Below are 22,883 nucleotides of genomic sequence, written 5' to 3'. Positions count from 1 at the left end.
AAGCTAACCGAGCCGTGCTGGCTGGCCGACAAACAGTGGACTTTGAGTGTCGAAAAAGCTACCCTATTGGTGGTGCCGCTGAGCGTACGCGCGCACTGCAAATTTTCGTTCTGGATATGACAGTACTTGAAAACCTCGGGCGCACGCTTCCGTCGGATCAGCCTCAATAGATCGACAGCGCGTAGCCGGGCCTGACGAAAGGCGTTTTCGGTTTCCCTCTTCCAACACATCGAGATAGAATGAGTGGTTGAACTCGTTGCCCTGCCCTCGAAGCTGAATCCAAAGATGATTTTGATCGGTACGATGAACTTGACGCGGACCCGCGATCGAGGGGATTTTTATTGTCCTACCTGCAGCGCCTCGCAGGCCTATCGGTTGCGGACCCGGCGACCATTTCTAACGCTCTACTTCATTCCGACGGTACCCATCGGTGGCTCGGAAACGTTCGTGAATTGCGATGGTTGCCGGTCCAACTGGGACGTCACCGTGCTGGAAATGGACCGAGCCAGTCATGAGCAGGTTCAAGAGGATCAGTTTCGCGACGAGGCGATTCGGTCAGCTGTTCTGATGACACTCATCGACGATACGATCACCGAACAAGAGATCGAGTCGCTGCAGTCCCTGTCGGACACGCTTTTCGACCGACCGCTCGACCGCGAGGAGTTGGGCCGACTCTCGTCGATCGCGCGGCAATCGGGGATTCAAGCGAGTAACTATGTCATGAGCGTGTCAAAGCGATGGACGAGACCCCAGCGGATGCTAGCACTCCAAGGCATGTTTCTCGCCGCGACAGCCAGCGGTGAGGATCTGTCACCGAAAAAGATGCAAACGCTCAAGGTGATGCGTGACCTGCTCGAACTCACCAACGAAGAGTTCCAGATCGCGATTGACGATTCGCTGGAGTACGAGGCCGTCTAAGCAGCGTCGAAACAACACGGCCTGTCGATTGAAGCGACGTTGGCCCCGCAATGGTGAGCCGAGAGTCGTAAGGCCCCGGGTAGCGCCGCCCACCCGGCCGCGTAGGAACGGGGAGGAGGACTAAGTGTCGTATTGGACGAACCAACGAGCTGCTCAATATCCGGAAGCGCCCCGTCAGGGACGATGGAATATCGCCGGTGGTTTGAGCGCAAGCGAAAACCACCGGATACGACAGAATAGCTTTCGCTCCATTCGCCACTTAGTGATCACGCGTTGCTTGGGCGTCTCGGCTCAATGAATCGACAGCCCGAACAGCGACCGCGTTAACGCTGGAGTCGATCGGTAGGGACTGAGCCTAGGGCTGGACTCTTCGGAGCGTGATGGCGCGAAGGTTGATCGGATTCCAAGCCTCGCGGTCGGGCTGCAACCGCAGCGTCGTCTCGTCAGCAGCTTCCAGCTCAATCTGTCCAAGCGGCTGGAGTTTGTAACGGGTGTAGCTGCCGGTGCTTTTCAATTCGACGATGTGAAGGTTACCGGGTAGGCCATACTGAAGGCTTGACGAGGGTTTCAACACTGCCAACTCCGCCAAGACCTCAAACGTGCCCGCTTTCTCAACGCGGAAGCTCCATTGCACGAACGCATCTTCATCGGTCCAGTAGGCCAGCTCCGTACGGCGAGCTCGCTCTCGCTTGACGATGGGGGTACCGCCTCCGTTGTTGTGCAGATAGGCGTCGCTGGCATCGAGCACAAAGGTGTCTTGGTCGATGAGCGTTGGCATCGGCGCGGCGGCCAGTTTCAACTCGATCGCGTTTTGATCCCGAATCACTGTCAAGGTCAGCGGAGCATGAACAGTCGGTTGCGGGGTCCCGGCCAGATCAGCGGAGCCTCGAATACGCTTTCGGTTAATAGCTTGAATCAGGTCGCCCGTGGTCAAGCCTGCAGCCGCAGCGACGGAGGAGCGAGGTGCCGCAATCACGGCGACGCCGCCGTCGGATTTGCTCACCCCGTAGGCCGAGAATTCGTCCCCGGTTAACGAACGGACTTTGGCACCAAAAAACGTGACGGTCTGATCGCCCCGCGGTTTGGGGCTGTCCGAACGCGGCTTCGTCAATGTTTGGCGAACCTCAACAGTCGGGATCTGTGGCGTTTCGGCGATCGATCGCAGCGCCGGTTTCTTGACACCAAAATGATCCGTCGCAAAGTTCTGAAAACCGATCGCCTTCGCGGGTGAATCCGCTGCGACACGGAAGTCACCCGCCTCCGGGTCGACGAATTTGGGATCGGCCACGATCGAGTGGACATCCCAGCCAAACTGGGCGAAACGACTCTTCATTTCGGGGACGTTCGAGTAATAGAGATTCTCATCGACCCGCTTTCCCTTGGCCTTGTCGGTCGGCATCCGAGCCGCTTTGGGAGCGTGCATGAAGATGTTTCCGAACACTTCGTCACCGCTGTCGTTGTACCAAACGTGCGGGTGCAATCCATTGTTGACGGTGATGTTGTTCCAGACCCGCCGGTGGAAGCCTTCGCGAAGCTTGAGACCACCATTGAGCATCAAATTATTGTAGATGTGATAGTTCGAGGAACCGTCGTCCAAATCGATGTCCCAGCCGTGGTCGCAACGAAACCGATTGTTGCGCAGCACGGTGGTTTGCACCGCATCGAGCAGCGGAAGTTCGGGCGATTGATCGACCGCCGCTTGGGTGGTCTTCTGGTCGCGTCGCCAATACCGGTCGCGGCCCCATGAATTAAACGATCCGTGATCCCCCGTCTCTTGAACGGTCTGAAAAACATCGTTCCGCTCAATCAGGTGACCACCCCAAGTGCCGTCACCGATGTTGATTCCGGCCCGGGCGCAATCGTAGATGGAACAATCGCGCACCGTGATCCGCCGGGACATGGATATCTGCACGCCCGCTGGTTGTCGTTCGACGCTGCCAACTGCATGAATCAAGCAATCCTCGACAATCGAATCCGCAGGATAGTTGTTCGTCCGCGGACCGGGGGTGCGATCAATTTTAGCGAGATCATTGGTCTGTCGATACTCGAAGAGCGGATTGCGCACCGCATCGGGGTCGCCCACCCAACACACGCCGCTGGCGCCGCAATCGTGGATATGGCATCCCTTCACCACCGCACGTCGGTTGTAGTTGCTGATGAAGATCGCGTTGCCACCGAGTTGGTCGAAATGACAATCTTCGATGGAGACATCCTGAGTGCCTTCCAACACGACACCCCCACCGCGATAGATCGTCCAATCGCTCCGCAACAGTGGTTCTTTCGTCTCCATGAAGGTGCGAGCGGCGTGACGGAAGGTAAAACCTTGCAAAGTAACAAACTGCACCGGAGACGACTCGCTGCCACGAAATTCAATCAAGTGGCGTAACCGCACAACCTCGATCATCGCGTCGGCCAACACCATGCCCGGCTCAGGCATGTAGTACAGCGTGCTCGATGAAGCGTCGTGGTACCATTCGCCTGGCGCATCGAGTTCCTCGAAAATGTTTTCCACCATGCGGTGGTCTTCGTGCATTCCCATTTGGCGATTGTTCTGCCAGCCGCCTTCGTAGGTCACCTCACCAGCGGAGTTTTTGCCAGTGATGAGATAGTGATAGCCACCCCACCGGGCTCGGTGCATGGCGTGGATGTATCCGCCCGCGGGGTTCTTCCACCGCGCTGCTCGATCCGGCGAGAACGCATCGGCTGCGAACCCTTGGTAAGGCGCGGTTGTTTTCTCGCTGTCAAAATTGGGATACCGCGCCATCCGTTGGTTCTGCCCCCCGACAAAGAGTTGGTCGATTTGCAAGCCATCCTCGGTCTTCGCCATGAAGATGCCATCTCGGAAGGGCTCCCATGTCAAATCCAATGGTGTACCGCCGCTGATCACTGCGCCGCCTTCGTTTTCCGATTGGTAAACAACCGGCGCCGCCTCGGTGCCTGAATCCTGGGCCGTGAAGACGACAGTCTCGGGCAACGAGTACACGCCATCGGCAACGTGAACGGTGACGGATTCCGTCCCTGCCCACTGGGACGCGAGCGTCTTCGCTCTCGCGATGGATTGCACAGGCGCATCGGACGCACCCTCGTTCGCATCGCTACCCGACGGCGAAACATAGATATCGGCGGCAGCCAACGCCGGCTTCTCAACTAACCCGGCCAGCGGCACCAGGGCGAACAAGGCAGGAAGGATCCGAACGGTGGTCGACGCGGCAGCGGCGCACGCCCTTGCCGCCGGCCAGATGTCGGTGGAGGCTGCGGCCCTTCGTCGTTGCAGGGCAATCTCGGCGCAAGACGGTTGCGCCCGCATGCCCACGCTGCGTAGAAGGCTCAAGGATGCTCGTACTATCATATTGGTCAAAACCGTTCTCTATCGGTAAGTAGCTTTCAATCGTCAATAACATCGGCAATGCGAGGTCGTAGCCATGCATCGGACACATTCAGCCGTGATGGCGTCGACACCGAGACATCAAAGCTCCCCGACCAGCCGGCTCGCTCGGACATTGCGCCGGAGCGCTACCTCGACAAGGCAATCTCGGTATCGCTAACTGGAAGCCGCGCCGCAAACTCAATGTATTTGCTTTCGATATTCGCCGGGCGTCTGCTTCGCTTCGCGTTTAAAAACGGCGCTGAGCCTCTCCTTGTGGCTAAACCCGGTGCGATGAGTGATTTGCTCAAGCGTCATGCTCGTTTCTCGGAGGAGTTGCTTCACACGCTCGACTTGGACTTCCGTGATTAGTTCACGCGGTGTCTTTCCGAGTTCCTCTCGAAAGCGGCGTTCGAGTGGCCGGCGGGTGAGGGATGAAAACGAGACGACATCGGCAACATTGATCCCCTCGCAGGCCGCTTGGCGGATGTAGCGGCAGACCCGCGCGAGCTCCTGGTCTTCGACTGCGATCACCCGGGTTGATTGACGCTCCGAAACCGAAATGGGAGCGATGTACTCCGTCTCTTTTTCAGGCATCCGGCCCGATAGCATCTCGTGCAGCAACTCGGCTGCCCGGTACCCTACTCGCTCCGCATTGGGTCGGACGCTCGAAAGTGTCGGTTCACACAACATGCAGATGGCGTCGTCATCGTCGGCACCGATCACCGCGATATCTTCTGGTATGGCAGCGTCAACGGCATGGCAAGCGTTGAGCACCTGCTGGCCTCTGATGTCATTGCAAACAAATAGCCCGGTTGGTCGTTCGAGCCCCGCAATCCACTCAGAAATCTCTTCGAAGTCTCCAATCCCTGCTTGCTCGAGTCCCGTGAGTGTAGTGCCGGGGCGCCCCGGTGACTCGTAGTATGAGAACGGGCACCCTGACTGCTGCACCAGATGTTGAAAATGGTTGAGCCTTAACGCCGAGTAAGTCGCGAAACGAAAGCCACAGAACGCAAACCGACGAAAGCCACGCTCCCAAAGGTGCTCAAACGCCATTTGAGCAACCATTTCATTGTCGGTTTCCACTTGGGGAACCCCGTCAAATTTACGATTGCATCGCACGTCGACGATGGGCACGCCAAGCTCTCGTAGCGGTTCAATCGTGTGCGTATCGACCCGAGCGATCACGCCGCAGGGGCGCACACTCTTGATCCAGTCGGGCAGATCAGAGTCAAGGGTCATCTCTTGGTGCAGGAGCGCCCAGTCCACTTGCGTTCGCGCAAACAAAGCAGTCCCACGAAGCAATTCTCGCCCATAAACGCGCGATGCTTCAACGATCAAGGCGATCCGAGGACGGGATTTGTTGTTCACTAGGCATCATTCTCCGCCCAGATTCTACACCAAGAGCCGACGTGCCACCAAATTCCGACCGGTTCAACCGTACAAGGGGCCGAAATTCTCACACGCTCGAAAGTCGGCCGACTCGCAGTCGTCGGTTCCAAACAAATTCCAGGCACTGGGGCGGAACACACGGTCGTCGGGGACATTGTGCATGTACACGGGAATCCGCAGCATCGAGGCAAGCGTGATGAAGAGGTGCCCGACATGTCCCGCAGTCAAAACGCAGTGATTGGCGCCCCATCGATTCATTACTTCGTAGGTGGACGTGAAGGCGCCGCGACCGGTCACCCGGGGAGCAAACCAAGTCGTCGGCCAGGTCGGGTTCGTCCGCTCGTCGAGCGTATCGTGAACCCCATCGGGAAGTTCAACCGTGTGCCCCTCAGCGATCTGCAGCACTGGCCCTAACCCCGCGACTAGGTTAATCCGCGACATCGTTGCGAGCATGCCACCCTTGGTGCAGTATCGAGTGCTCATCCCACCGCCAGGAAAATATTCTGTGATCGACGGGTGCCAAGTGGTAGCGTTCAAGCACTTTTCGACCTCATCGTCGCTGATTTCCCAGAACGGCTTCATCGTTGGCGTGCCGTCCGCGTGCGTTTGCTGACCGGTCCCATCAAGCGTCGCAGGACCTGAATTGAGCAGATGCAATAGCCCGTCGGCGGCGGTTTCTTCCAGCGTATAGCCGTCACAGGCCGCGGCAACGGCCTGCGGACTCCAATACGTTCTCAAATCAGCGAACACCTGCGCGGTATTGGTCAGCGTGTGCCCAAAGAGCATCGTCGCCGCGTTCAATGCGTCGTTTTCCGTAGCGACAAGATAGGGTGCCCGATTTCCGTTCCAATCAAAAGACGTGTTCAGTATCGCTTCCATGAAGTCGCCATTGGGAAAGTGATCGGTCCACTGCCGCTGGCCTTGAAAACCCGATGCGATTGCGTAGTGTCCCTGAGCTTGCTCCTTCAATCCCATCTCAGCGAGTTTGGGATTGCCAACCATCAGGTCACGAGCGATCAACGCCATCTTCACGCCGTCGGACCATTCACTGTCGAGATGTTCGCGTGAGCGTTTCGCTTCTTCGCTATTAAAATCATCGCCCTCAGAACACTTTTCTTTCACCCACGCCATCGCTAACTCGTACTCGGCTTGATCGAACTGCCCCTTGTTCATCCGGCCGATGAATTCACTCATGTCGATGTCCTCGACACGCATCCCCAGCCACTTCTCCCAGAATGCGTGATCGACCATCGAACCGGCGATCCCCATCGAGGTGCCACCCATCGACAGATACGCTTTCCCCTTCATCAACGCTGCCGCTAAACCACAGCGAGCAAAATCGAGAACCTTGGCTTTCACGTCGGCCGGCATGGCATCATCGCCAGCCTCTTGCACGTCACGGCCATAGATCCCAAATGCTGGGATGCCCTTTTGCGTGTAGCCCGAGAGCACCGCTGCGAGATAGACGGCCCCGGGCCGCTCGGTTCCATTGAAGCCAAAGACAGCCTTGGGCCGGAGCGGGTCCATGTCCATCGTCTCGCTGCCATAACACCAACAAGGCGTTACCGTCAGGGACACGCCCACGTTCTCCATCCGAAACTGCTCATCACAGGCATTCGATTCGGCCACGCCGCCGATGCACGTTTCAGCGATGACGCATTGGGCCGGTTCACCGTTGGGATAACGCAGTTCACCGGAGATCATCTCAGCAACCCGCTTGGCCAGATTCATCGTCTGGTCTTCGAGCGATTCGCGGACACCTCCCAGCCGACCGTCGATCGTTGGACGGATGCCGATTTTGGGAAGATTGCCTTGAAAAACGGTGGGTGAGGTTTGTGAGGTCATCAAAGGATGTCCGGCGGTGTGAAGGGTATTCGTTTCGGGGAGAGTCGTGCGTTGCTTAGGTCTCGAGTTGATGAGGTGTCGAGCCAGTCGAACGGGGGTTGCGACAAAGAAATCCATAGATGGCGATGATGATGAAACAACCGACACTCAAGTAGAAAGAACCGCGCGTCGCCGTCGTCCCCATGAATCGATCCAGGTCAAGGATTCGTCCTTGAAACCCTGTCAGCCAGACGGCACCCACGATCGCCAGGATCAACCCAGCCGACCCCAGCTTGGCGTCTTCTCCGATCCCTTCCAACGCGATCCCATAGATCGTTGGAAACATCAGTGACATGCAGGCCGAGACGAGAATCAAGCTGTACAGGCCGTTCATGCCTGTGATGTGGATCGCTCCCAACGTGCACAGCACGCCACCGACCGCCAACGTCGCCAGCAGCTTCCCTGGCGAAACGTACTTCAAGAACGCGGTGCAAATGAATCGCGAAACGAGAAAGATTACCAGGGCAGCGATTTGGTGGTTGGCCGCGGTCGCGTTGTCCATCCCTAGTTCGGCCTCGGCGTACTGGATGATGAACGTCCACACCATGATCTGGGCTCCCACGTAAAACATTTGCGTGACGACGCCGCCCAAATAGCGAGGATTTTTCAATAGCCGAGCGAGCGTGCCACGAAGATGCAGACTCGCGTCGTTGGGATCGGCACTCGTACCCTCGGGCATCTTCTTGATGAGGAACACGACCAGAGTCGCGAGCACGACCAGGCCGAGGGTCATGTAGGTTTTCGAAACGAGACTCAAGTCGTGCCGCTGTATCTCTGCGAACGTCATGTCTTGATAAGACTCAATCTCCCCTTCGCGAAAGGCAATCAGCGCGTCGTCCGTGTTGACGGCGTCAGCCCCCACGTCTGCTACGTAGGCTCGCACATTCGCGTCCGCGTTGAGCTCGCGAGTCTTCGCTTTCAGAAACGGCAGTACATTGAGCTCCGGTGTGTCAACCGCATCGGTTGCTAACTCATGCTTGAATCCGTTCACGTCCGCCTTGAAATCAGCCACGTACATGTTGGTCATCACAAACGTAGCGGCGATGAACGCCCCGGAGAGCGAACCCATCGGATTGAAAGCCTGAGCCAAGTTCAAACGCATGGTCGAAGTTTCCTTCGGTCCCATCGAGAGGATGTAGGGGTTCGCTGTCGTCTCTAAAAACGCCAGCCCAAACGTCAGGATGTAGATCCCAAGAATGAACAGCCAGAAGTTGATATTGTTCGCAGCGGGGATCGACAGCAGTGCGCCGGTTGCGAAGAGTGCCAGGCCGACGAGAATCCCGGCCTTGTAAGAAAACTTGCGAATGAAGAGCGCGGCCGGAATCGCCATCGTCGCGTAGCCACCGTAGAAAGCCATCTGAACGACGGACGACTGCGCGTTGCTGATCGCAAAAACGTCCTTGAACACCTTGACCATCGGATCGGTGAAGTTATTGGCAAACCCCCACAGTGCGAACAGAGTCGTGACCAAGACGAAGGGGTAAAAGTACTGTGTTGGAACGACCGCAGCACGCTGGTCAGCCCCAGCCTCGCCAGCCTCTTGCGTTTCTGTCGCAATACCTGTGTCGCTCATCCCGCTCTCCTCTTCGTCGTCAATAAGTGCTGAATCGATCCGCAATCGAATGAAATGCGCACTCGGCATTGCCTGCGAGTATCGCTGTTCCGGCTAGACCCTAGCAGATTCGAAGGCGTCACCGAGACGTGAATGCGTCTCGACACTAATAAATTGCGTCACCGACGAGCCAACGCCTCTGCGGTACTCACCCAGGCACACACGCTGCTCGCTGCTGCGGTGCCCAGGTGCGCGGCGGCAATCCGGACACCCGTCCCGCACGAGAGAACCGAGAAACAATCGTCGGCCACGACAGATCGCCAGTAGCGGCACTACTTCCGATGACGCAATTCATTACTCGCGCGACGCAAAATAAGATTAGACAGAACTGCCAAATGGCTAAAATCCTCCCCCTGACGCACTCTTAGGTGCGGTACTTTTCTACTCTTTTCCGGAAACAGAGATGTCAATTCAGAAGTCGAAAGGCGGTTTCACGCTCGTGGAGCTGCTGGTAGTCATTGCGATCATAGGTGTTTTGGTGGGGCTGCTGTTGCCTGCGGTTCAGGCTGCTCGCGAAGCGGCCCGACGCATGAGCTGCAGTAATAATTTCAAGCAACTGGGATTAGGAATTCACAACTACCACGCCACTTACAATCAGGTGCCTACCCATGGGACGGGTACGGTGGCCGCAAGCCCCGGTCATCAGTGGTGGCAGAACGCACCCGAAACAAACAACATGCAGCTGAGCATGCTCGTCAGCGTGCTGCCTTTCCTGGAGCAGCAAGCATTGTGGCAACAGATTTCCAATCCGAGCATTGAGGGGGGAACCTGGAATGCCATGGGGCCGACTCCCCAAAACATCAATTACAGGCCTTGGACTGTGGATATCCCCACATTCCGTTGCCCCAGCGACCCAGGCATCGGCCTGCCAGCACTCGGGCGCACTAACTACGCGGCCTGCATCGGTGACTCATCCGATGAGACCGCGTACGGTCCTTGGCCAAACAGTCGGACAATCGGCATGACCCGAAGTCGCGCTCAAACTGCACAAGCGGCACATCGTGGCTTCTTTAAGCCATTTGATAAGACAAGGTTTCGCGATTGTCTCGATGGCCTCGCCAACACTGTCGCGATGGGCGAGATTGCGACATCACTCGGCGACATGGATAAACGGACCGTCCTGCCCAACTTCAATGCCGGCAGTAACAACGCAACGATGTCTGCAATTCGCGACAACCCAAAATCATGCCAAACCATGATCGATCCTGAGAGACCTCAGTTTTGGACCGCGCAGAGTCGCCCCACGCGTGCTCGTGGCTACCGATGGGCCGATGCGAAGACGATTTTCTCGGGAATGGTCACGATCCTGCCGCCTAATAGCGAGATCTGCAGTCGGACCAACGGTGACGATTTGAACCTGTGCGGCTCGACGTCGAGCTATCACCAAGGGGGCACCCACGTGCTCATGGGTGACGGTGCAGTGAAGTTCATCACAGATTCCATCGAAGCCGGCAACTCTCAGGCTGGCATGGTCTGGAGAAACGGTACTGGGACCCAGGCCCCGGGATCCAAAAGTCCTTACGGCGTCTGGGGGGCCCTGGGAACCCGCGCCTCCTCGGAGGTCATTGGCGATTTCTAAGCTTTGCCGTTTGCGTATTTTAACCACCACTGGGGACAGACAACGCGTCTCCAGTGGCGAGGCGAAGGAACACGGCAGCCAGATGCGACGCGTTATCTCACCGCCAGATGAGAGGTCTATATGAAGTATGGGAAAGGCGACTGGGGACTCCAACCATCGCCCGCCCTCCAACGCAGGACCAGCCAATGTGGACCTAGAACAATGAGCGAAATCCCCGCTGCCTCGCGCTCCCGCCTTCCAACGAACCAATCTGCGTTCCGGTTGATCTGCCCAAACGGCGTCTGACGCCTTGGCATCAACCGGTGCCGTCTTACGAACCGATCCTTTTTTCAAGTCAATCTCACAATAGGTCATCCAATGAAACGCTTTTCAATATTCAATCTGGTTTTGGCAGGTGTTGTTTCTGCCTTCACCGGCTGTGAAGACAGTCAGCCCACCAGCGTGACAGATGGTGTCACCCCCTCGCAGATCGAGCAGTATGAAGCGAATGAGAAGAAGCTGCTAGAAGAAACCGAGTCATCGATGACAAACGGTTAGAACACCGCGTTTCTCACACGTCGGAAATGATGGCAGAGCAATCTTCTTCTGCTCTGTGGTGTCGCCGGTGCATTCGAGAGTGCCTTGAGAACCCGTCCATGGCTCGTAGTGATGCCGATGGCGCACTTTCCGCAGCAACTCGACACTTCCAACGCACCGGATCGTGTGCGACAGAGCAGAATGCTCTCCTCCAACCAGAATTTAGATGGGGAGTCATGGTAAGATGGGTACGATCGGGGATCGGATCGCGATGTCGTCGCGACGACGGATCATTTTGCGATTGCTCTCAAGGCCCCGCTTCCTCCCGCTCCTCCTATCGCTGGCAACTCGAACACAACTCACATCGCGCAAGGCAACAACGAATGACACCGAAGACTCCCCCCCTTTCCATTATCCATCGATTCACGCTTTTCACGGCGTTATCGGTGGCGTTGGTCGCATCAACGGCGACCGCGGCTGATCCGTTTGATTTTCAGAACAACGATACGGTCGCTATTTACGGCAACGGTTTGGCCGACCGAATGCAGCACGATCCGTGGGTAGAAACCGTTCTCCAGAGCCACCTTCAAGGCCTGGATGTCAGTTTTCGGAACATGAGTTTCTCAGGCGATCTCGTCAACAAAAAGCCGCGGAACAAGGGCTTTACCAACGACGCTGAGTACCTGCAGCATGTGGCACCTGACGTTGTATTTTTGTTTTACGGTTACAACGAGTCGTACGGCGGAGCGGAGAAAGCCGATGCCTACCGTTCCGAGCTAGTGAAGCTCGTTCAACGATATCGTCAACTGCGCAAAGAAGCGGGCGTCGACGCCCGCTTCGTGCTGTTCAGCCCAATCGCGTTTGAAGATACCGGCGATCGCAATCTTCCTGATGGGGTGCAGCAGAACGTGAGTCTGGCTGCTTATACCGAGGCCACCGCCCAAGCGGCCGAAGAGACGGACACCCTGTTTGTCGATCTCTTCAATCCTACGCTGGAGTTGTTTCGCTCCAGTTCGCAGCGTTACACGATCAACGGTATCCATCTCAACGCCGACGGATACCATGCGTTGGCGGGAATTATCTCCAACGCGCTGTTCGGTAAACCATCGCCCGATGACGATTCGGTTGCTGATCTCTATGCCGCCGTCGAGGACAAGAATTGGTACTGGCACAATCGCTATCGGGCGACCGATGGCAACGACATCTGGGGAAGCCGCTCGGTACTGAGTTTTGTCGATGGACAGACCAATGCGGATGTGCTCAAGCACGAACTGGTGATGCTCGACGTGATGACGGCGAATCGCGACAAAGTGATCTGGGCCGCTGCCGAGGGTAAGAAACTGGAGGCCGACGACAGCAACGTCCCTCCGCCGGTCGAGGTGGTTTCGAATATCGGCGGCGGCAGCAAAAGCTCCAGCGCTGCCAAAGAGGGGAACATCGATTACCTCAGCCCCGAGGAGAGCCTCGCTAAGCTCAAGGTTCCCGAAGGATATGAGGTGAACCTGTTTGCTTCCGAAGTCCAGTTTCCCGACATCGCCAACCCCGTCCAGCTTCAAGTCGATGCGAAAGGCCGGTTGTGGGTCGCGAACTGGAAGACCTATCCCAAATGGGAGCCGCTCAAGGAGATGAACGACAGCCTGATGATCTTGGAGGACACCGATGGTGATGGCAAAGCGGACAAACAGAAGATTTTTGCCCACGTTCACAACCCATTGGGCTTTGAATTCTGGGGCGGCGGCGTCGTTGTGACGTCCGGACCGGACCTGCTGTTCCTCAAGGACACCGATGGCGATGACGTTGCGGATGTCCGCTTCCCACTCCTGCAGGGCCTAGGCACCGCCGACACGCACCACGCGGCCAACAACTTGGTCTACGGCCCCGATGGCGGGATCTATTGGCAGAGTGGGATTTTCCTGGTTCACAACCACGAAACACCGTGGCAGAACAACCTGAACATCGGTGCTGCGGGGATGTACCGTTTTGACCCACGCACCTTCGCAATCACGCCGCACGCTGCGAACTCCCCCAACCCGCACGGCACTAGCTTCGATTACTGGGGCTACTGCTACGCCAATGACGGCACCGGTGGACGGTCCTACCAGGTGCGTCCTGAAGGAAAGGGTTTCAAGATGTTCCAGTTGCTCACCAAAGAGTTTCGGCCCGTTGCCGCCGATGCGATCATCTCATCGAACCACCTTCCCGAGGACGTCCAACAGGACTTCCTAATCTGCAATACGATTGGGTTCCTCGGTGTCAAGCAATACGACTTGGACCGCGACGGCGATGGCGAGAAGCGGAAGATCGGCGAAGTCTGGGGGACCCCAGTGAAGGCGTTGATCGATAGCGAGGATCGAAATTTCCGTCCGACCGATGCTGTGATCGGAGCAGATGGCGCCCTGTACGTCTCGGACTGGCACAACGCGATCATCGGCCACATGCAGCACAACATTCGTGACCCCAATCGTGACCACCGACATGGCCGTATTTTCCGTTTAACGGCCAAGGGACGACCGCTCCAAAAACCCGTGCAGATTCACGACCAACCGATCGAGACGCTTTTGGAGAATCTCAAGCACCCCGTCGACGGTGTCCGTCAACGCAGTCGCGTTGAACTGAGCTCGCGAGATTCGCAAGCGGTGATTGCCGCGACGCTTGACTGGATCAAGGACTTTGACGCCAACGATGAACTCGAAGCACACCATTTGCTCGAGGCGCTTTGGATGCACCAGCAGCACAACGTCAAGAATGAAGAGCTGCTCAACCAACTTCTGAACTCGAGTGTCCCCCACGCTGTCGTTGCTGCCAACACGGTGAAGCACTACTGGCAGAATGTGACGACGACAGGGGCGAGCCAATTCGCGTCCCGGGCCGAAGAGCAAAGGGTCCGTTTCGAGGTCCCCAATTATCTCGATGCTGCGGGCAAGAAAGCCTACAGGCAGGGAGCTAATATCTTCCAACGCGAGGCACATTGCATGACCTGTCACATGGCAAATGGACAGGGTTCGGCGAACGTGTACCCTTCCCTCGTCGGCAGCCCCTGGGTGCTCGGCAGCAAAGAGCGTTTGACGAAACTCACGCTGCATGGGATGTGGGGAAAACTGACAGTCAATGGAAAAACCTACGATCCGGCTCGCGGCGTGCCACCCATGACCGCCTTCCGCTCGTTGCTCAACGACAAGGAGATCGCCTCTGTGCTGACCTTCGTGCGGAACACGTGGGGCAACCAGGCGTCACCTGTCAGTGCAGCCGAGGTCAGGAAGGTTCGGAAGCAGAGCGAGGGACGCGATACTTTTTGGAAACCAGAAGACTTGTTGGCCGAGCATCCCTTGGAAGAGGCCCTGGTGGGCGATAACGCTCCCGCAGAAACCGAAGCGTTCAGCAATGAGGAGCTTGAGAAAGAACTGATGGCTGCTCCCGTCGCTGAACTGGCCAGCACGGCCATCGAACGGGGTGATGCGAAAGCAGGCCGGGACCTGTTCTATAATTCCGCCGCCGCGTGCTTTGCGTGCCATGCACCTCCCAAGGGTGCCGCTCGGATTGGCCCCGATCTGACGACGGTCAAAACCAAGCTGACTGCCGAGCAACTCGTCGATGCGATTCTGCGTCCTTCGGAGTTGATCGACAAAGAATACACGCAGGTCAAAGTGTTGACCTTCGATGGTCAAATCAAATCTGGCGTACGCGTCTCCGAGAATGACGAGGAGATTGTCCTCCAAAGTCTCGCTGAACCTGAGCCGATCAAGATCTCGCAAGAAGACGTCGACGACGTCTTTGAGTCCGACGTCTCATTGATGCCAGCGAACTTGACCAGAACGCTGAAAAATCGCAAGGAGTTCGATGACCTGATGAAATACATCATCGAGATTCGGAAACGCTAGGCGGCGACGCTTAACGGCGTCACTGATAATAGGCGAGACAGACGTCACAGGTGAGCTGAAAAGAAGTGCGATCGCACTTCTCAGCCGCCTGGCTCGACAACGGCGTCCGCCAATAGCTGTTTGAGTCGGCTCGGATTCGTCGTGGTGACTTTCGCAACGAAGCCACGCTTGTGTGCAAATCGCACGTCATCGTGTGCTTCGATCTGCGAGAAATCCAAGCGTTGGTTATCGTTGTACCGCGTCAATCCATATCCTTCGCCACGCTGGTCGGGATAGACGAGAGCCTGGACATCGTTCTGCTTGCCCTCGCGATGGACAAAAGCGTGGATTCCAAGGGATGGCGAATCAGCAAGAACGTCGCTTCGCTCCAGGAACAACGCTTGTATCGGTTCGTTGTCGGTCGGGATCGACCAGTACTGACAGTGGCCCTTGAGATACTCCAAACGCTCACGCAAAGACGTCAAATAGTCAACAATGTCTTGTCCGACCATGCACATCACCTGATAGATCGGGCTGTCCGAATCGAGCTCAGTCTGCTTTGCGAATCGGTTTAGCAGGGTCGTGTCGAGGGGAGAGTTGAGTTCTCCCAACGCGGTCCTCGGAATCCCCATCAACTTGGCCGTTTCGTTTGGGCCAAGCGTATCGAGCCATTCTGCTGGGCGAAGCCAGGCACAGAATGACAGGGCATCCTCGTAGAGCCCCATGTTTTGAAGCACAAGCGACAAGGCACACAATGGTGGGGCATCGCGAGGAAACTGGTGATGGTCGAAATTGCTCTGCTGCGGATCGTGGGATCCTCCCACGTCGACGACGCAGACCAATGGGTTGGCTAAATCCTCATCCGTGGGCTCACGCCGCTCGATCGGTACGCCGTGCAGGTGCGCCAGCAGACTGCAGGCGAGAAAGTCGTCTTTGTGGGCGCTGCCCGGATGGGTCACAATCAGCTGCATGGTCATGGATGGGCGGCATTCAGTTGGAGGGGCAAAGCGGGTCGGGGAGTTACTCCCACACGTTGTCCCGGAACGTCGGATAGATTGCAATCCGACGCTGCCAAACTCAATCTGATCAACCTGCTGTCCCGCTAATCGTCGAGACGATCGGAAACGATCCTCGCCGTCACAGGATCCACATGCAGTTCATGCTGTTGGAGGTCCTGGTAGACTTCCACTTCCCAGTAGCGCCGTTCAAAGGAAACTTCGTCGATCTCATCGTAGGCGGTATTCTCGATGATCTTCTGCAGCACCTTCGACAGCGGCATTGCGTTGGCGGGAGGTTGGGTGTCGGGATCATCGCGGTGTTGCCCAAGAACTTCCCCTGTTTTCGCGTCGACGGTCAGCTCATAAGAAACACGGTCCTTGATCGCCTCGACTTCCCAGTTCTGGTGATCCATCGAGACTTCGTTGAACGGACCATAACCGTCTGCCTCGAGTCCCTTCACGATTTCAACGATCGGTTTGGGCTGCCTCGTCGCGGTCTGGCCAATGACGTGACCGACGGGCAACAGTGCAGCTAAACTGGCGATGGCATAGAGCATGAGCGACTTCATAATCATTTTCCTGTTTCTGAAGACGGGCTTCCGACAGAAAGCCAGGGGGCCCGAGGATAGTTAGACGACGGACAACTTCTCCGTCACTGAGAAAATGTTACAAGGGTTCGCTAAAGTCTCCCTGAACGGAATCTAAAGTCTTCTTTATGTTCAGACTCGCCGAAGGTGGCGCTGCGCTGATCGGCGGCTTTTCTCCATCATCCGCGATTAGAAAAGATGAAGCGTCCCCCTGGCTCCCATGTGGGTTTGCCCCACATGACAGCAAAGTCCGTCGGCTTCGTTCCCCTGTTAGGCAAGCTGACATGGGAACGCGTATCGATACCGCGGTTCTCCAATCTCAAAACGTTGCCCCCGTGTGCCAAGCACACAGGGGAGCAAGCTTGTGGGTTATGACAAGAGAAGCAACGCACGATTAATTTCTGTCGTAGTGGACGAGACGACGAGCCCAAAGCCGCTGGACTCGTCACTTCGTCCACTACTAAAACCGACACTTATTCATAGTGTGTTGCTAACCGGACATCCCAAAGTAGGGTGATGTGCCAGGCACCCAGCGTCCTCGCGTTCCCTTCGCTGCACGCCTACTCGCTCGATGCATTGTTGCGCATCGCTGCTCGAAGCTTCGCAGTATCCGCTTCGGAGAGCTCGGGACGGTCGACATGGAGTGTGAGCTTATTGAGCTCGCCGGTGAAAGCGAACGGCGGTTGATAATCGGCATCGTTGACGCCGGTAAGCGTGTCCGAGCCGATATCAAAACTCTCATCCCACTGGAGGATCATCGGGATAGTCTTCTTCATCTTGCGCGTATCGGCCACCTTGCCGTCCACTTTGAGAGTGCCGACACCGGGGCGTCCAAGACCGCTCATGCTGTTGAAGGCGAGCGTCCCCGCACCGAGGCCGTCGTATTGGAAGTCAAACTCGATGGTGTGATCACCGGGGCTGAGAGCTTCGGAGCCTTCCCATTTGATCCGTTCGAGATCGAGAAGATTCCACAAGAAAACCGGCTTGCCGTGGAGCAAGTAAAACCCGTAGCCACAAAAGCGTCCGCCCGAGGTAAGTATCATTCCCTCGGCGCCCTTCTCGCCAACCGTGATCTCGGCAGTGATCGTGTAGGAGGAGTTGAGAATCGACGGAGAATCGCCTTGCGGCAATCCGACCATCGGATGCGTGTAGACAAACTCAGTGCGTCCTGCGGTGATGTTCGGACGGGGCGCGACCAGCCGCCCCGCGACAGAGGCGTCCATCGGGAACACCTGGTACTTCTTCGCCTCAGCGATGAACATCTCCTTCATCTTTTTGACCCTGTCCGGATTCGCCTCGGCGATATCGTGGGATTGGGCAAAATCGCGATTTAAATCGTAGAGTTCGAGGACCTGATTGTTCAGTGGGTCTGGATTGGCGACGCCAAAGGCCTCCCACGGAGCCCGATTGACCTTCGTGCTAAGCAGCCAGCCCTCGTAGTAGAGCGCCCACTGGCCCATCATTTCAAAGTACTGGGTCTTGTGCTGCGAAGGTGCCGTGGCGTTCTTCTTTTCGAACGTATATGCGAAACTCGTGCCCTCGATCGGCGCCTGTTGGATGCCATCGACCGTCTCGGGTGCATTGATACCCGTGACCTCGAGGATGGTGGGAACAACATCAATGACATGCATAAACTGCTCGCGCAGGGCCCCCTTGTCTTCGATTTCCCCGGGCCAAGAAACGACCATGTTCTGACGGATGCCACCGAGCTTCGACGCATTCTGCTTGAACCACGAGAATGGTGTATCGAACGCCCACGACCAACCAGCTGACATGTGGTTATACGTTTCCTCAGTCCCCCAGTCGTCATACCATTGCATCTGCGTCTCGACAGGCATTTCGTTGACGCCATTGAAAAACGCCACCTCGTTTGGGGTGCCCAGCGGCCCGCCTTCGGCGGAGGTTCCATTATCGCCGTTGATATAGATGATCAGGGTGTCATCGAGTTTTCCCATCTCTTCGATCGTATCGATGACGCGGCCGATTTCGTGGTCATTGTAAGCAGCGTAGGCGGCGAAGACCTCGACTTGCTTGATGAAAAGCTTTTGGGTTGTCGCATCGAGTTCGTCCCAGGGTTTGAGCAGCTCCTCGGGCCACGCTTCCATCTTCGTGTTCGCTGGGATGACGCCTAGCTTCTTTTGGTTCTCGAAAATGCGCTCGCGGACTTTTTCATAGCCGTCATCGAAGAGATGCATGTCATGGATCTTCTTTACCCATTGCTCAGTTGGATGATGGGGAGCGTGAGTCGCGCCTGGCGCAAACTTCATGAAAAATTTCTTGTCCGGCATCGTCTGATGGGTTCGGTTGAGATATTCGATGGCATCATCCGCCATCGCGGTGACGAGATTCCATCCGGGCTCGCCTTCAAAAGGATAGATTTGAGTAGTGTTGCGGAACAGGTTCGGTTGCCATTGATTGGCATCTCCGCCGACGAAACCATAGAAATATTCGAACCCCATACCAATCGGCCACTTGTCGAACGGACCAACGGAACTGGCGTCAAAGACGGGCGTGTTATGATCTTTCCCAAACCACGATGTGGCGTAGCCATTGTCGCGGAGAATACGTCCGATCGTGGCTTTGTCGTCAGCGATGATGCTGTTGTACCCGGGAAAACCAGTGGATTGTTCGCCGATCACGCCGAAGCCTGCTGAGTGATGGTTGCGTCCCGTGATCAGTGCGGCGCGCGTCGGTGAGCAGAGTGCGGTCGAATGAATGTTGTTGTATCGCAGTCCCGCGCGAGCCACGCGATCCATTGTCGGCATGGGAATCACACCTCCGAATGTGCTCGGTACTCCGAAGCCCGAATCGTCGGTAATGATCAACAACACGTTGGGCGCTTGCTTCGGTGGGACGATCCTCGGAGCCCACCAGGGTTTGGAATCCAAGGCACCAGGCTTAATCACACCATCGAACTCAGGATCCGGCGTGGGCAACTGCACTCCTGATATCGTGGTAGTCGCACTCGGGGAGCCGATCTCACCGGTAGTCTGGATTTGACCTTGTGCGGGCACTGAGCACCACACGCTGAGGGTCAAGCAAAAGCAAAAGCAAACGTAAAGAAAAGAAGAGCGAGCTATCATGGGACTTCAACCAGACAAGAAAGTGTTTGCAATTTGGGCGGCAACGCGACCGACGACAACCTATCCTAGCGTTTCCTCGAGACAGTCAGGGTGCCGAACTCACGCTACTGTTGAAGATTTCTACATTCTCCCTCCGTGCTGACGAAGATCGATATCGATGCTTCACACAATCGACGCCATCGCTACTACTGGTCGCGATTGTTGGGTTTGAGCGGCGTAGAGAGGAGTCTCCTCCAGCACGCTCGTTGGGCATGCCGATTCCTGTCTTGTGCATGTTGGCAAGTCAACAGAAAAGCGATGCTGAAACGGAGATTGATCAAAGATGCGTAAAGTCGGATTACTATTGCTGGCGTTTGGGATTGCCTCGGTTTGCTACGCCGAACGATCGAATGCGCAGACACTGGACGATACAGGCCTCTGGTTTGCCGCGTTTGGTAGTGGGGACCTGAAAACGAAGTCTGATCAATCCACGCCATTGCTCTGGTGGTTCGATGCGCACTACCGGTTGCGCGATGACTCGGGTGGGTTCAATCAGAGTATTGTTCGTCCTGGAATGGGGCTCTCGCTCAACGACGAGCAAGCGCTTTGGGCCGGGTACGCGTGGATTCGTACTTCTCCCATCGAGCGAAGCGATTTCCATGAGCATCGATTTTGGCAGCAGTGGACGGCGGCGCCCTCGTTCGGTGATTTTCGCTTGCTGCACCGGAGTCGATTCGAGCAGCGTTGGGTAGAAGAGGGCGATGATGTGGGTCTGCGTTGGCGGCAACTGCATCGCGTTCAGCGAGTTCTCAGCGACACTCCCCAATGGTCTCTGATTGCATGGGACGAGGTGTTTTTCAACTTGAATAATCCCGATTGGGGCGCGCGGGCTGGGCTCGATCAGAACCGAGCCTTCTTCGGTTTTGGGTACCAACGGTGTTCGCATGCGCGAGGGCGAACCGAGATTGGCTATCTCAATCAGTTCATCAACAATCAGGGCGGTACCGATGGGATGAACCACATCCTCTCGATCAACTACTACTTCTAAACGGCTCGCGAGAACACACGTCGAACATATTTGAATATGCTTGAATTCTTGACCCCGTACCGCGAATGGCTCGTTTGGCTTGCTTCCATTTCGGGGATCGGCATGATCCTGGCCATCGTGCTGCTGCCCGTTCTCTTCGTCAAGATTCCGGCGGACTATTTCACCCGACCTCCGAACTCGCCGACCGAGCGCGCGCAGTCACACCCGTGGCTGATAGGCGGGGTATGGGTGCTGCGAAATCTGCTCGGGGTCACGCTGATTATGGCTGGAGTTGCGATGCTGGTCCTTCCCGGCCAGGGTCTCTTGACGATCTTCGCCGGCCTCATGCTAACAACCTTCCCCGGAAAGCGGCGTTTCGAAGTGATGATATTGCAACGCCCCATCATCAATAAGACGATCAATCGAATGCGTCGGCGCTATGGCAAGGAGCCTCTGCATTTGCCCCCCCGAGAAGACGAGCCGTCGCAATGAATTCCTCCGATCCAGCAGACCAACTCACGCCGACCAGCGTTGCCTATCGACGCACACTTCTCTCAGCCATTGTGCCGAGAGAAATGCGTCTTCGACGAGGGACCCAACGCGTATGCCGGGTTATCGGTTAGCACCGTTGGGCGCAAAGGAACCTGGCTGAGCACCGCGCGGACTCGCGTTCTTCTTTTCGATCTTGGCGTTGGGCTTCGTTTCCTTGACAATCCGTTCCCAAAGTGAGCCGACGTAGGCTTGGGCGACTTGAGGCTGCACCTCTTCATAGTTTTCGCCGGGAAACATCTGCTGATTCGACTGGTAGAATCGCTGCAATTTTTCGGGCTGCAATTCTCGTTGTTGCAGGCCCTGCCAGGCGAGGGAACCCTCGATGCGTTTCTTGAAACTGTCCATCGTCTGCCCCTGGCTCGAGACGTAGGTTTTCAGCGGCACTTTCTGCTCGGCCAGCTGCTGCTCCACCTGTTGGATCGTCTGCTCGACCTGGGCCTCCGGGACATCGACGTTTTCGCTGGCGTAGGCTTCCACCAAACGGCTTTCGATCAGGCTATCTAGCGTGGACGACTTCACCTGAGCAAGATCCTGCGGACTCAACTGCTGACCATTCTGAGCGGCGCTCCGCTGGACACTCGCCACCTGATGCTGGGCTGCCTGATCGAACTCTGGCTTGGTGATCGGCTCGCCGTTGACCGTTGCAACCACTACGGGTTTCGCCGCCGCTGGGGAGGTGCCAACCGGGCCACCTTGCGGAAGCTGTTGCTGCGAGTATGCGATGCTCGGCACCACGGTAAACATTGTCGTGAGAGCTAGGACGCGTGTGTATCCATTCCGTTTCATTCTGATCTCCTCGAGTTGAGATTAACAATCCATTGACAGACCCCCTGCCGCCAGGGGCCTGCTGGTCTGACGATTGCTCGTCGCGTTGCAACTGCCGTTCCAGCCGTAGGCATGCTGCAGAAATTCAGCCTGTGTCGCAGTGAAAAGGCGGTGCCGTCCAGGACCACATGGCGCGAACCGTTTGCAGCGTCTGGTAGGCCGCAAGCCTGGAGCGAGATGAGGCTGTCCAGGTTGTGTACAGATTGACCAGGAACAGTACAGGCGACACGAAGCCGAGAGAACTAGTCAGAGGGAGTGTGATGGTTCCATCAATCTCCGTTTGTTGTCGCGCACGATGGTTCCATTGCTAGCTGCCTGGGCACTGGCTCGGTGGGCGGGGAAGTATGCTGCTAGCCAAATCCGATCGATTCGCCAACGCGGCAACATTCAGGATGAGCAATTGTGGGGGCTGGCCGATGTTGCCCAGATCCGTCAGGTTGTGCTGAAGCTATTGCTAAACGCAGTGGAGACCGTCGCCACGGGAGGCCGAATGCATGTTGTCTGTTCTGATGTGACGCAGGCCGATCATCAATGCAGTGCATTGGCACTGAGTGAAACCCCACGTGATTGGTGCGAAGTGCGGATTCGCGATAATCGGGCCCGGCTTGCGCTCGGATCTGGGTGCCAGCATCTCTGCGTGCAGGCATCTTGGAACCGTTTGTCAGTACGAAGGACGCGGGCCTGGGGATGAGTTTATCCATTTGCAAACG

The 22,883-nt window shown here is 56.6% G+C and carries 15 protein-coding genes; 7 read left to right on the top strand and 8 right to left on the bottom strand.

The window, feature by feature from the left end:
- Positions 1-243 precede the first annotated feature (243 nt).
- Positions 244-918, top strand: a complete 675-nt coding sequence (locus tag CA85_RS16350) for a zinc-ribbon domain-containing protein (RefSeq protein ID WP_246112862.1) — start codon at positions 244-246, stop codon at positions 916-918.
- Between the two features lie 355 nt (positions 919-1,273).
- On the opposite strand, the gene CA85_RS16345 is transcribed toward CA85_RS16350, so the two are convergent.
- The 4 genes from CA85_RS16345 to CA85_RS16330 form a co-directional block, all read right to left on the bottom strand.
- The gene (locus CA85_RS16345; RefSeq protein ID WP_246112861.1) at positions 1,274-4,249 is read right to left on the bottom strand and encodes a PDZ domain-containing protein; all 2,976 of its coding nucleotides are present in this window, start codon (positions 4,247-4,249) and stop codon (positions 1,274-1,276) included.
- Between the two features lie 234 nt (positions 4,250-4,483).
- On the bottom strand, positions 4,484-5,653 hold the full coding sequence (locus CA85_RS16340; protein ID WP_146392394.1) for an AraC family transcriptional regulator: 1,170 nt from the start codon (positions 5,651-5,653) through the stop codon (positions 4,484-4,486).
- Positions 5,654-5,716: 63 nt separating this feature from the next.
- Complete coding sequence (locus CA85_RS16335) at positions 5,717-7,519, bottom strand: L-fucose isomerase (protein WP_146392393.1); 1,803 nt, start codon at positions 7,517-7,519, stop codon at positions 5,717-5,719.
- Positions 7,520-7,574: 55 nt separating this feature from the next.
- Entirely contained in the window at positions 7,575-9,200 is a 1,626-nt protein-coding gene (locus CA85_RS16330) for an MFS transporter (protein WP_246112860.1), read from the bottom strand.
- Between the two features lie 373 nt (positions 9,201-9,573).
- On the opposite strand from CA85_RS16330, the gene CA85_RS16325 reads away from it, so the two are divergent.
- From CA85_RS16325 to CA85_RS16315, 3 genes are all read left to right on the top strand, one after another.
- On the top strand, positions 9,574-10,749 hold the full coding sequence (locus CA85_RS16325; RefSeq protein ID WP_146392392.1) for a DUF1559 domain-containing protein: 1,176 nt from the start codon (positions 9,574-9,576) through the stop codon (positions 10,747-10,749).
- A 357-nt stretch (positions 10,750-11,106) separates the two neighbouring features.
- Positions 11,107-11,286, top strand: coding sequence for a hypothetical protein (locus CA85_RS16320; protein ID WP_146392391.1), 180 nt, complete (start codon positions 11,107-11,109; stop codon positions 11,284-11,286).
- A gap of 362 nt (positions 11,287-11,648) precedes the next feature.
- Complete coding sequence (locus CA85_RS16315; protein ID WP_146392390.1) at positions 11,649-15,143, top strand: PVC-type heme-binding CxxCH protein; 3,495 nt, start codon at positions 11,649-11,651, stop codon at positions 15,141-15,143.
- An 80-nt stretch (positions 15,144-15,223) separates the two neighbouring features.
- Here the strand turns inward: CA85_RS16315 and CA85_RS16310 are convergent, their stop codons facing one another.
- The 3 genes from CA85_RS16310 to CA85_RS16300 form a co-directional block, all read right to left on the bottom strand.
- Positions 15,224-16,099 (bottom strand): MYG1 family protein, encoded by an 876-nt coding sequence (locus CA85_RS16310; RefSeq protein ID WP_246112859.1) that lies wholly within the window; start codon positions 16,097-16,099, stop codon positions 15,224-15,226.
- 125 nt (positions 16,100-16,224) lie between these two features.
- Complete coding sequence (locus CA85_RS16305; protein WP_186774996.1) at positions 16,225-16,689, bottom strand: PepSY domain-containing protein; 465 nt, start codon at positions 16,687-16,689, stop codon at positions 16,225-16,227.
- A gap of 578 nt (positions 16,690-17,267) precedes the next feature.
- Positions 17,268-19,649: an arylsulfatase gene (locus CA85_RS16300; RefSeq protein ID WP_222435465.1), complete on the bottom strand. Its 2,382-nt coding sequence runs from the start codon at positions 19,647-19,649 to the stop codon at positions 17,268-17,270.
- A gap of 463 nt (positions 19,650-20,112) precedes the next feature.
- Between CA85_RS16300 and CA85_RS16295 the strand changes: the two genes are divergently transcribed.
- The gene (locus tag CA85_RS16295) at positions 20,113-20,817 is read left to right on the top strand and encodes a DUF2490 domain-containing protein (protein ID WP_146392387.1); all 705 of its coding nucleotides are present in this window, start codon (positions 20,113-20,115) and stop codon (positions 20,815-20,817) included.
- A gap of 36 nt (positions 20,818-20,853) precedes the next feature.
- On the top strand, positions 20,854-21,288 hold the full coding sequence (locus CA85_RS16290; protein ID WP_146392386.1) for a PGPGW domain-containing protein: 435 nt from the start codon (positions 20,854-20,856) through the stop codon (positions 21,286-21,288).
- A 120-nt stretch (positions 21,289-21,408) separates the two neighbouring features.
- Here CA85_RS16290 and CA85_RS16285 read toward each other — a convergent pair whose 3' ends face one another.
- On the bottom strand, positions 21,409-22,134 hold the full coding sequence (locus CA85_RS16285; protein WP_146392385.1) for a SurA N-terminal domain-containing protein: 726 nt from the start codon (positions 22,132-22,134) through the stop codon (positions 21,409-21,411).
- 334 nt (positions 22,135-22,468) lie between these two features.
- Here CA85_RS16285 and CA85_RS16280 point away from each other — a divergent pair, with 334 nt between their 5' ends.
- On the top strand, positions 22,469-22,864 hold the full coding sequence (locus CA85_RS16280; RefSeq protein WP_146392384.1) for a hypothetical protein: 396 nt from the start codon (positions 22,469-22,471) through the stop codon (positions 22,862-22,864).
- Positions 22,865-22,883 lie beyond the last annotated feature (19 nt).

The sequence above is a fragment of the Allorhodopirellula solitaria genome (assembly GCF_007859855.1).
Classification (GTDB): Bacteria; Planctomycetota; Planctomycetia; order Pirellulales; family Pirellulaceae; genus Rhodopirellula; species Rhodopirellula solitaria.
The sequence above is the reverse complement of the archived record's forward strand: the minus strand, read 5'-3'. Positions and strand labels throughout refer to the sequence as shown.

Coding starts and splice junctions, on each gene's coding strand:
- CA85_RS16335 (WP_146392393.1), bottom strand. CDS start 7,519: ATGACCTCACAAACCTCACCCACCGTTTTTCAAGGCAATCTTCCCAAA.
- CA85_RS16330 (WP_246112860.1), bottom strand. CDS start 9,200: ATGCCGAGTGCGCATTTCATTCGATTGCGGATCGATTCAGCACTTATT.
- CA85_RS16325 (WP_146392392.1), top strand. CDS start 9,574: ATGTCAATTCAGAAGTCGAAAGGCGGTTTCACGCTCGTGGAGCTGCTG.
- CA85_RS16320 (WP_146392391.1), top strand. CDS start 11,107: ATGAAACGCTTTTCAATATTCAATCTGGTTTTGGCAGGTGTTGTTTCT.
- CA85_RS16315 (WP_146392390.1), top strand. CDS start 11,649: ATGACACCGAAGACTCCCCCCCTTTCCATTATCCATCGATTCACGCTT.
- CA85_RS16310 (WP_246112859.1), bottom strand. CDS start 16,099: ATGACCATGCAGCTGATTGTGACCCATCCGGGCAGCGCCCACAAAGAC.
- CA85_RS16305 (WP_186774996.1), bottom strand. CDS start 16,689: ATGAAGTCGCTCATGCTCTATGCCATCGCCAGTTTAGCTGCACTGTTG.
- CA85_RS16295 (WP_146392387.1), top strand. CDS start 20,113: ATGCGTAAAGTCGGATTACTATTGCTGGCGTTTGGGATTGCCTCGGTT.
- CA85_RS16290 (WP_146392386.1), top strand. CDS start 20,854: ATGCTTGAATTCTTGACCCCGTACCGCGAATGGCTCGTTTGGCTTGCT.
- CA85_RS16285 (WP_146392385.1), bottom strand. CDS start 22,134: ATGAAACGGAATGGATACACACGCGTCCTAGCTCTCACGACAATGTTT.
- CA85_RS16280 (WP_146392384.1), top strand. CDS start 22,469: ATGGTTCCATTGCTAGCTGCCTGGGCACTGGCTCGGTGGGCGGGGAAG.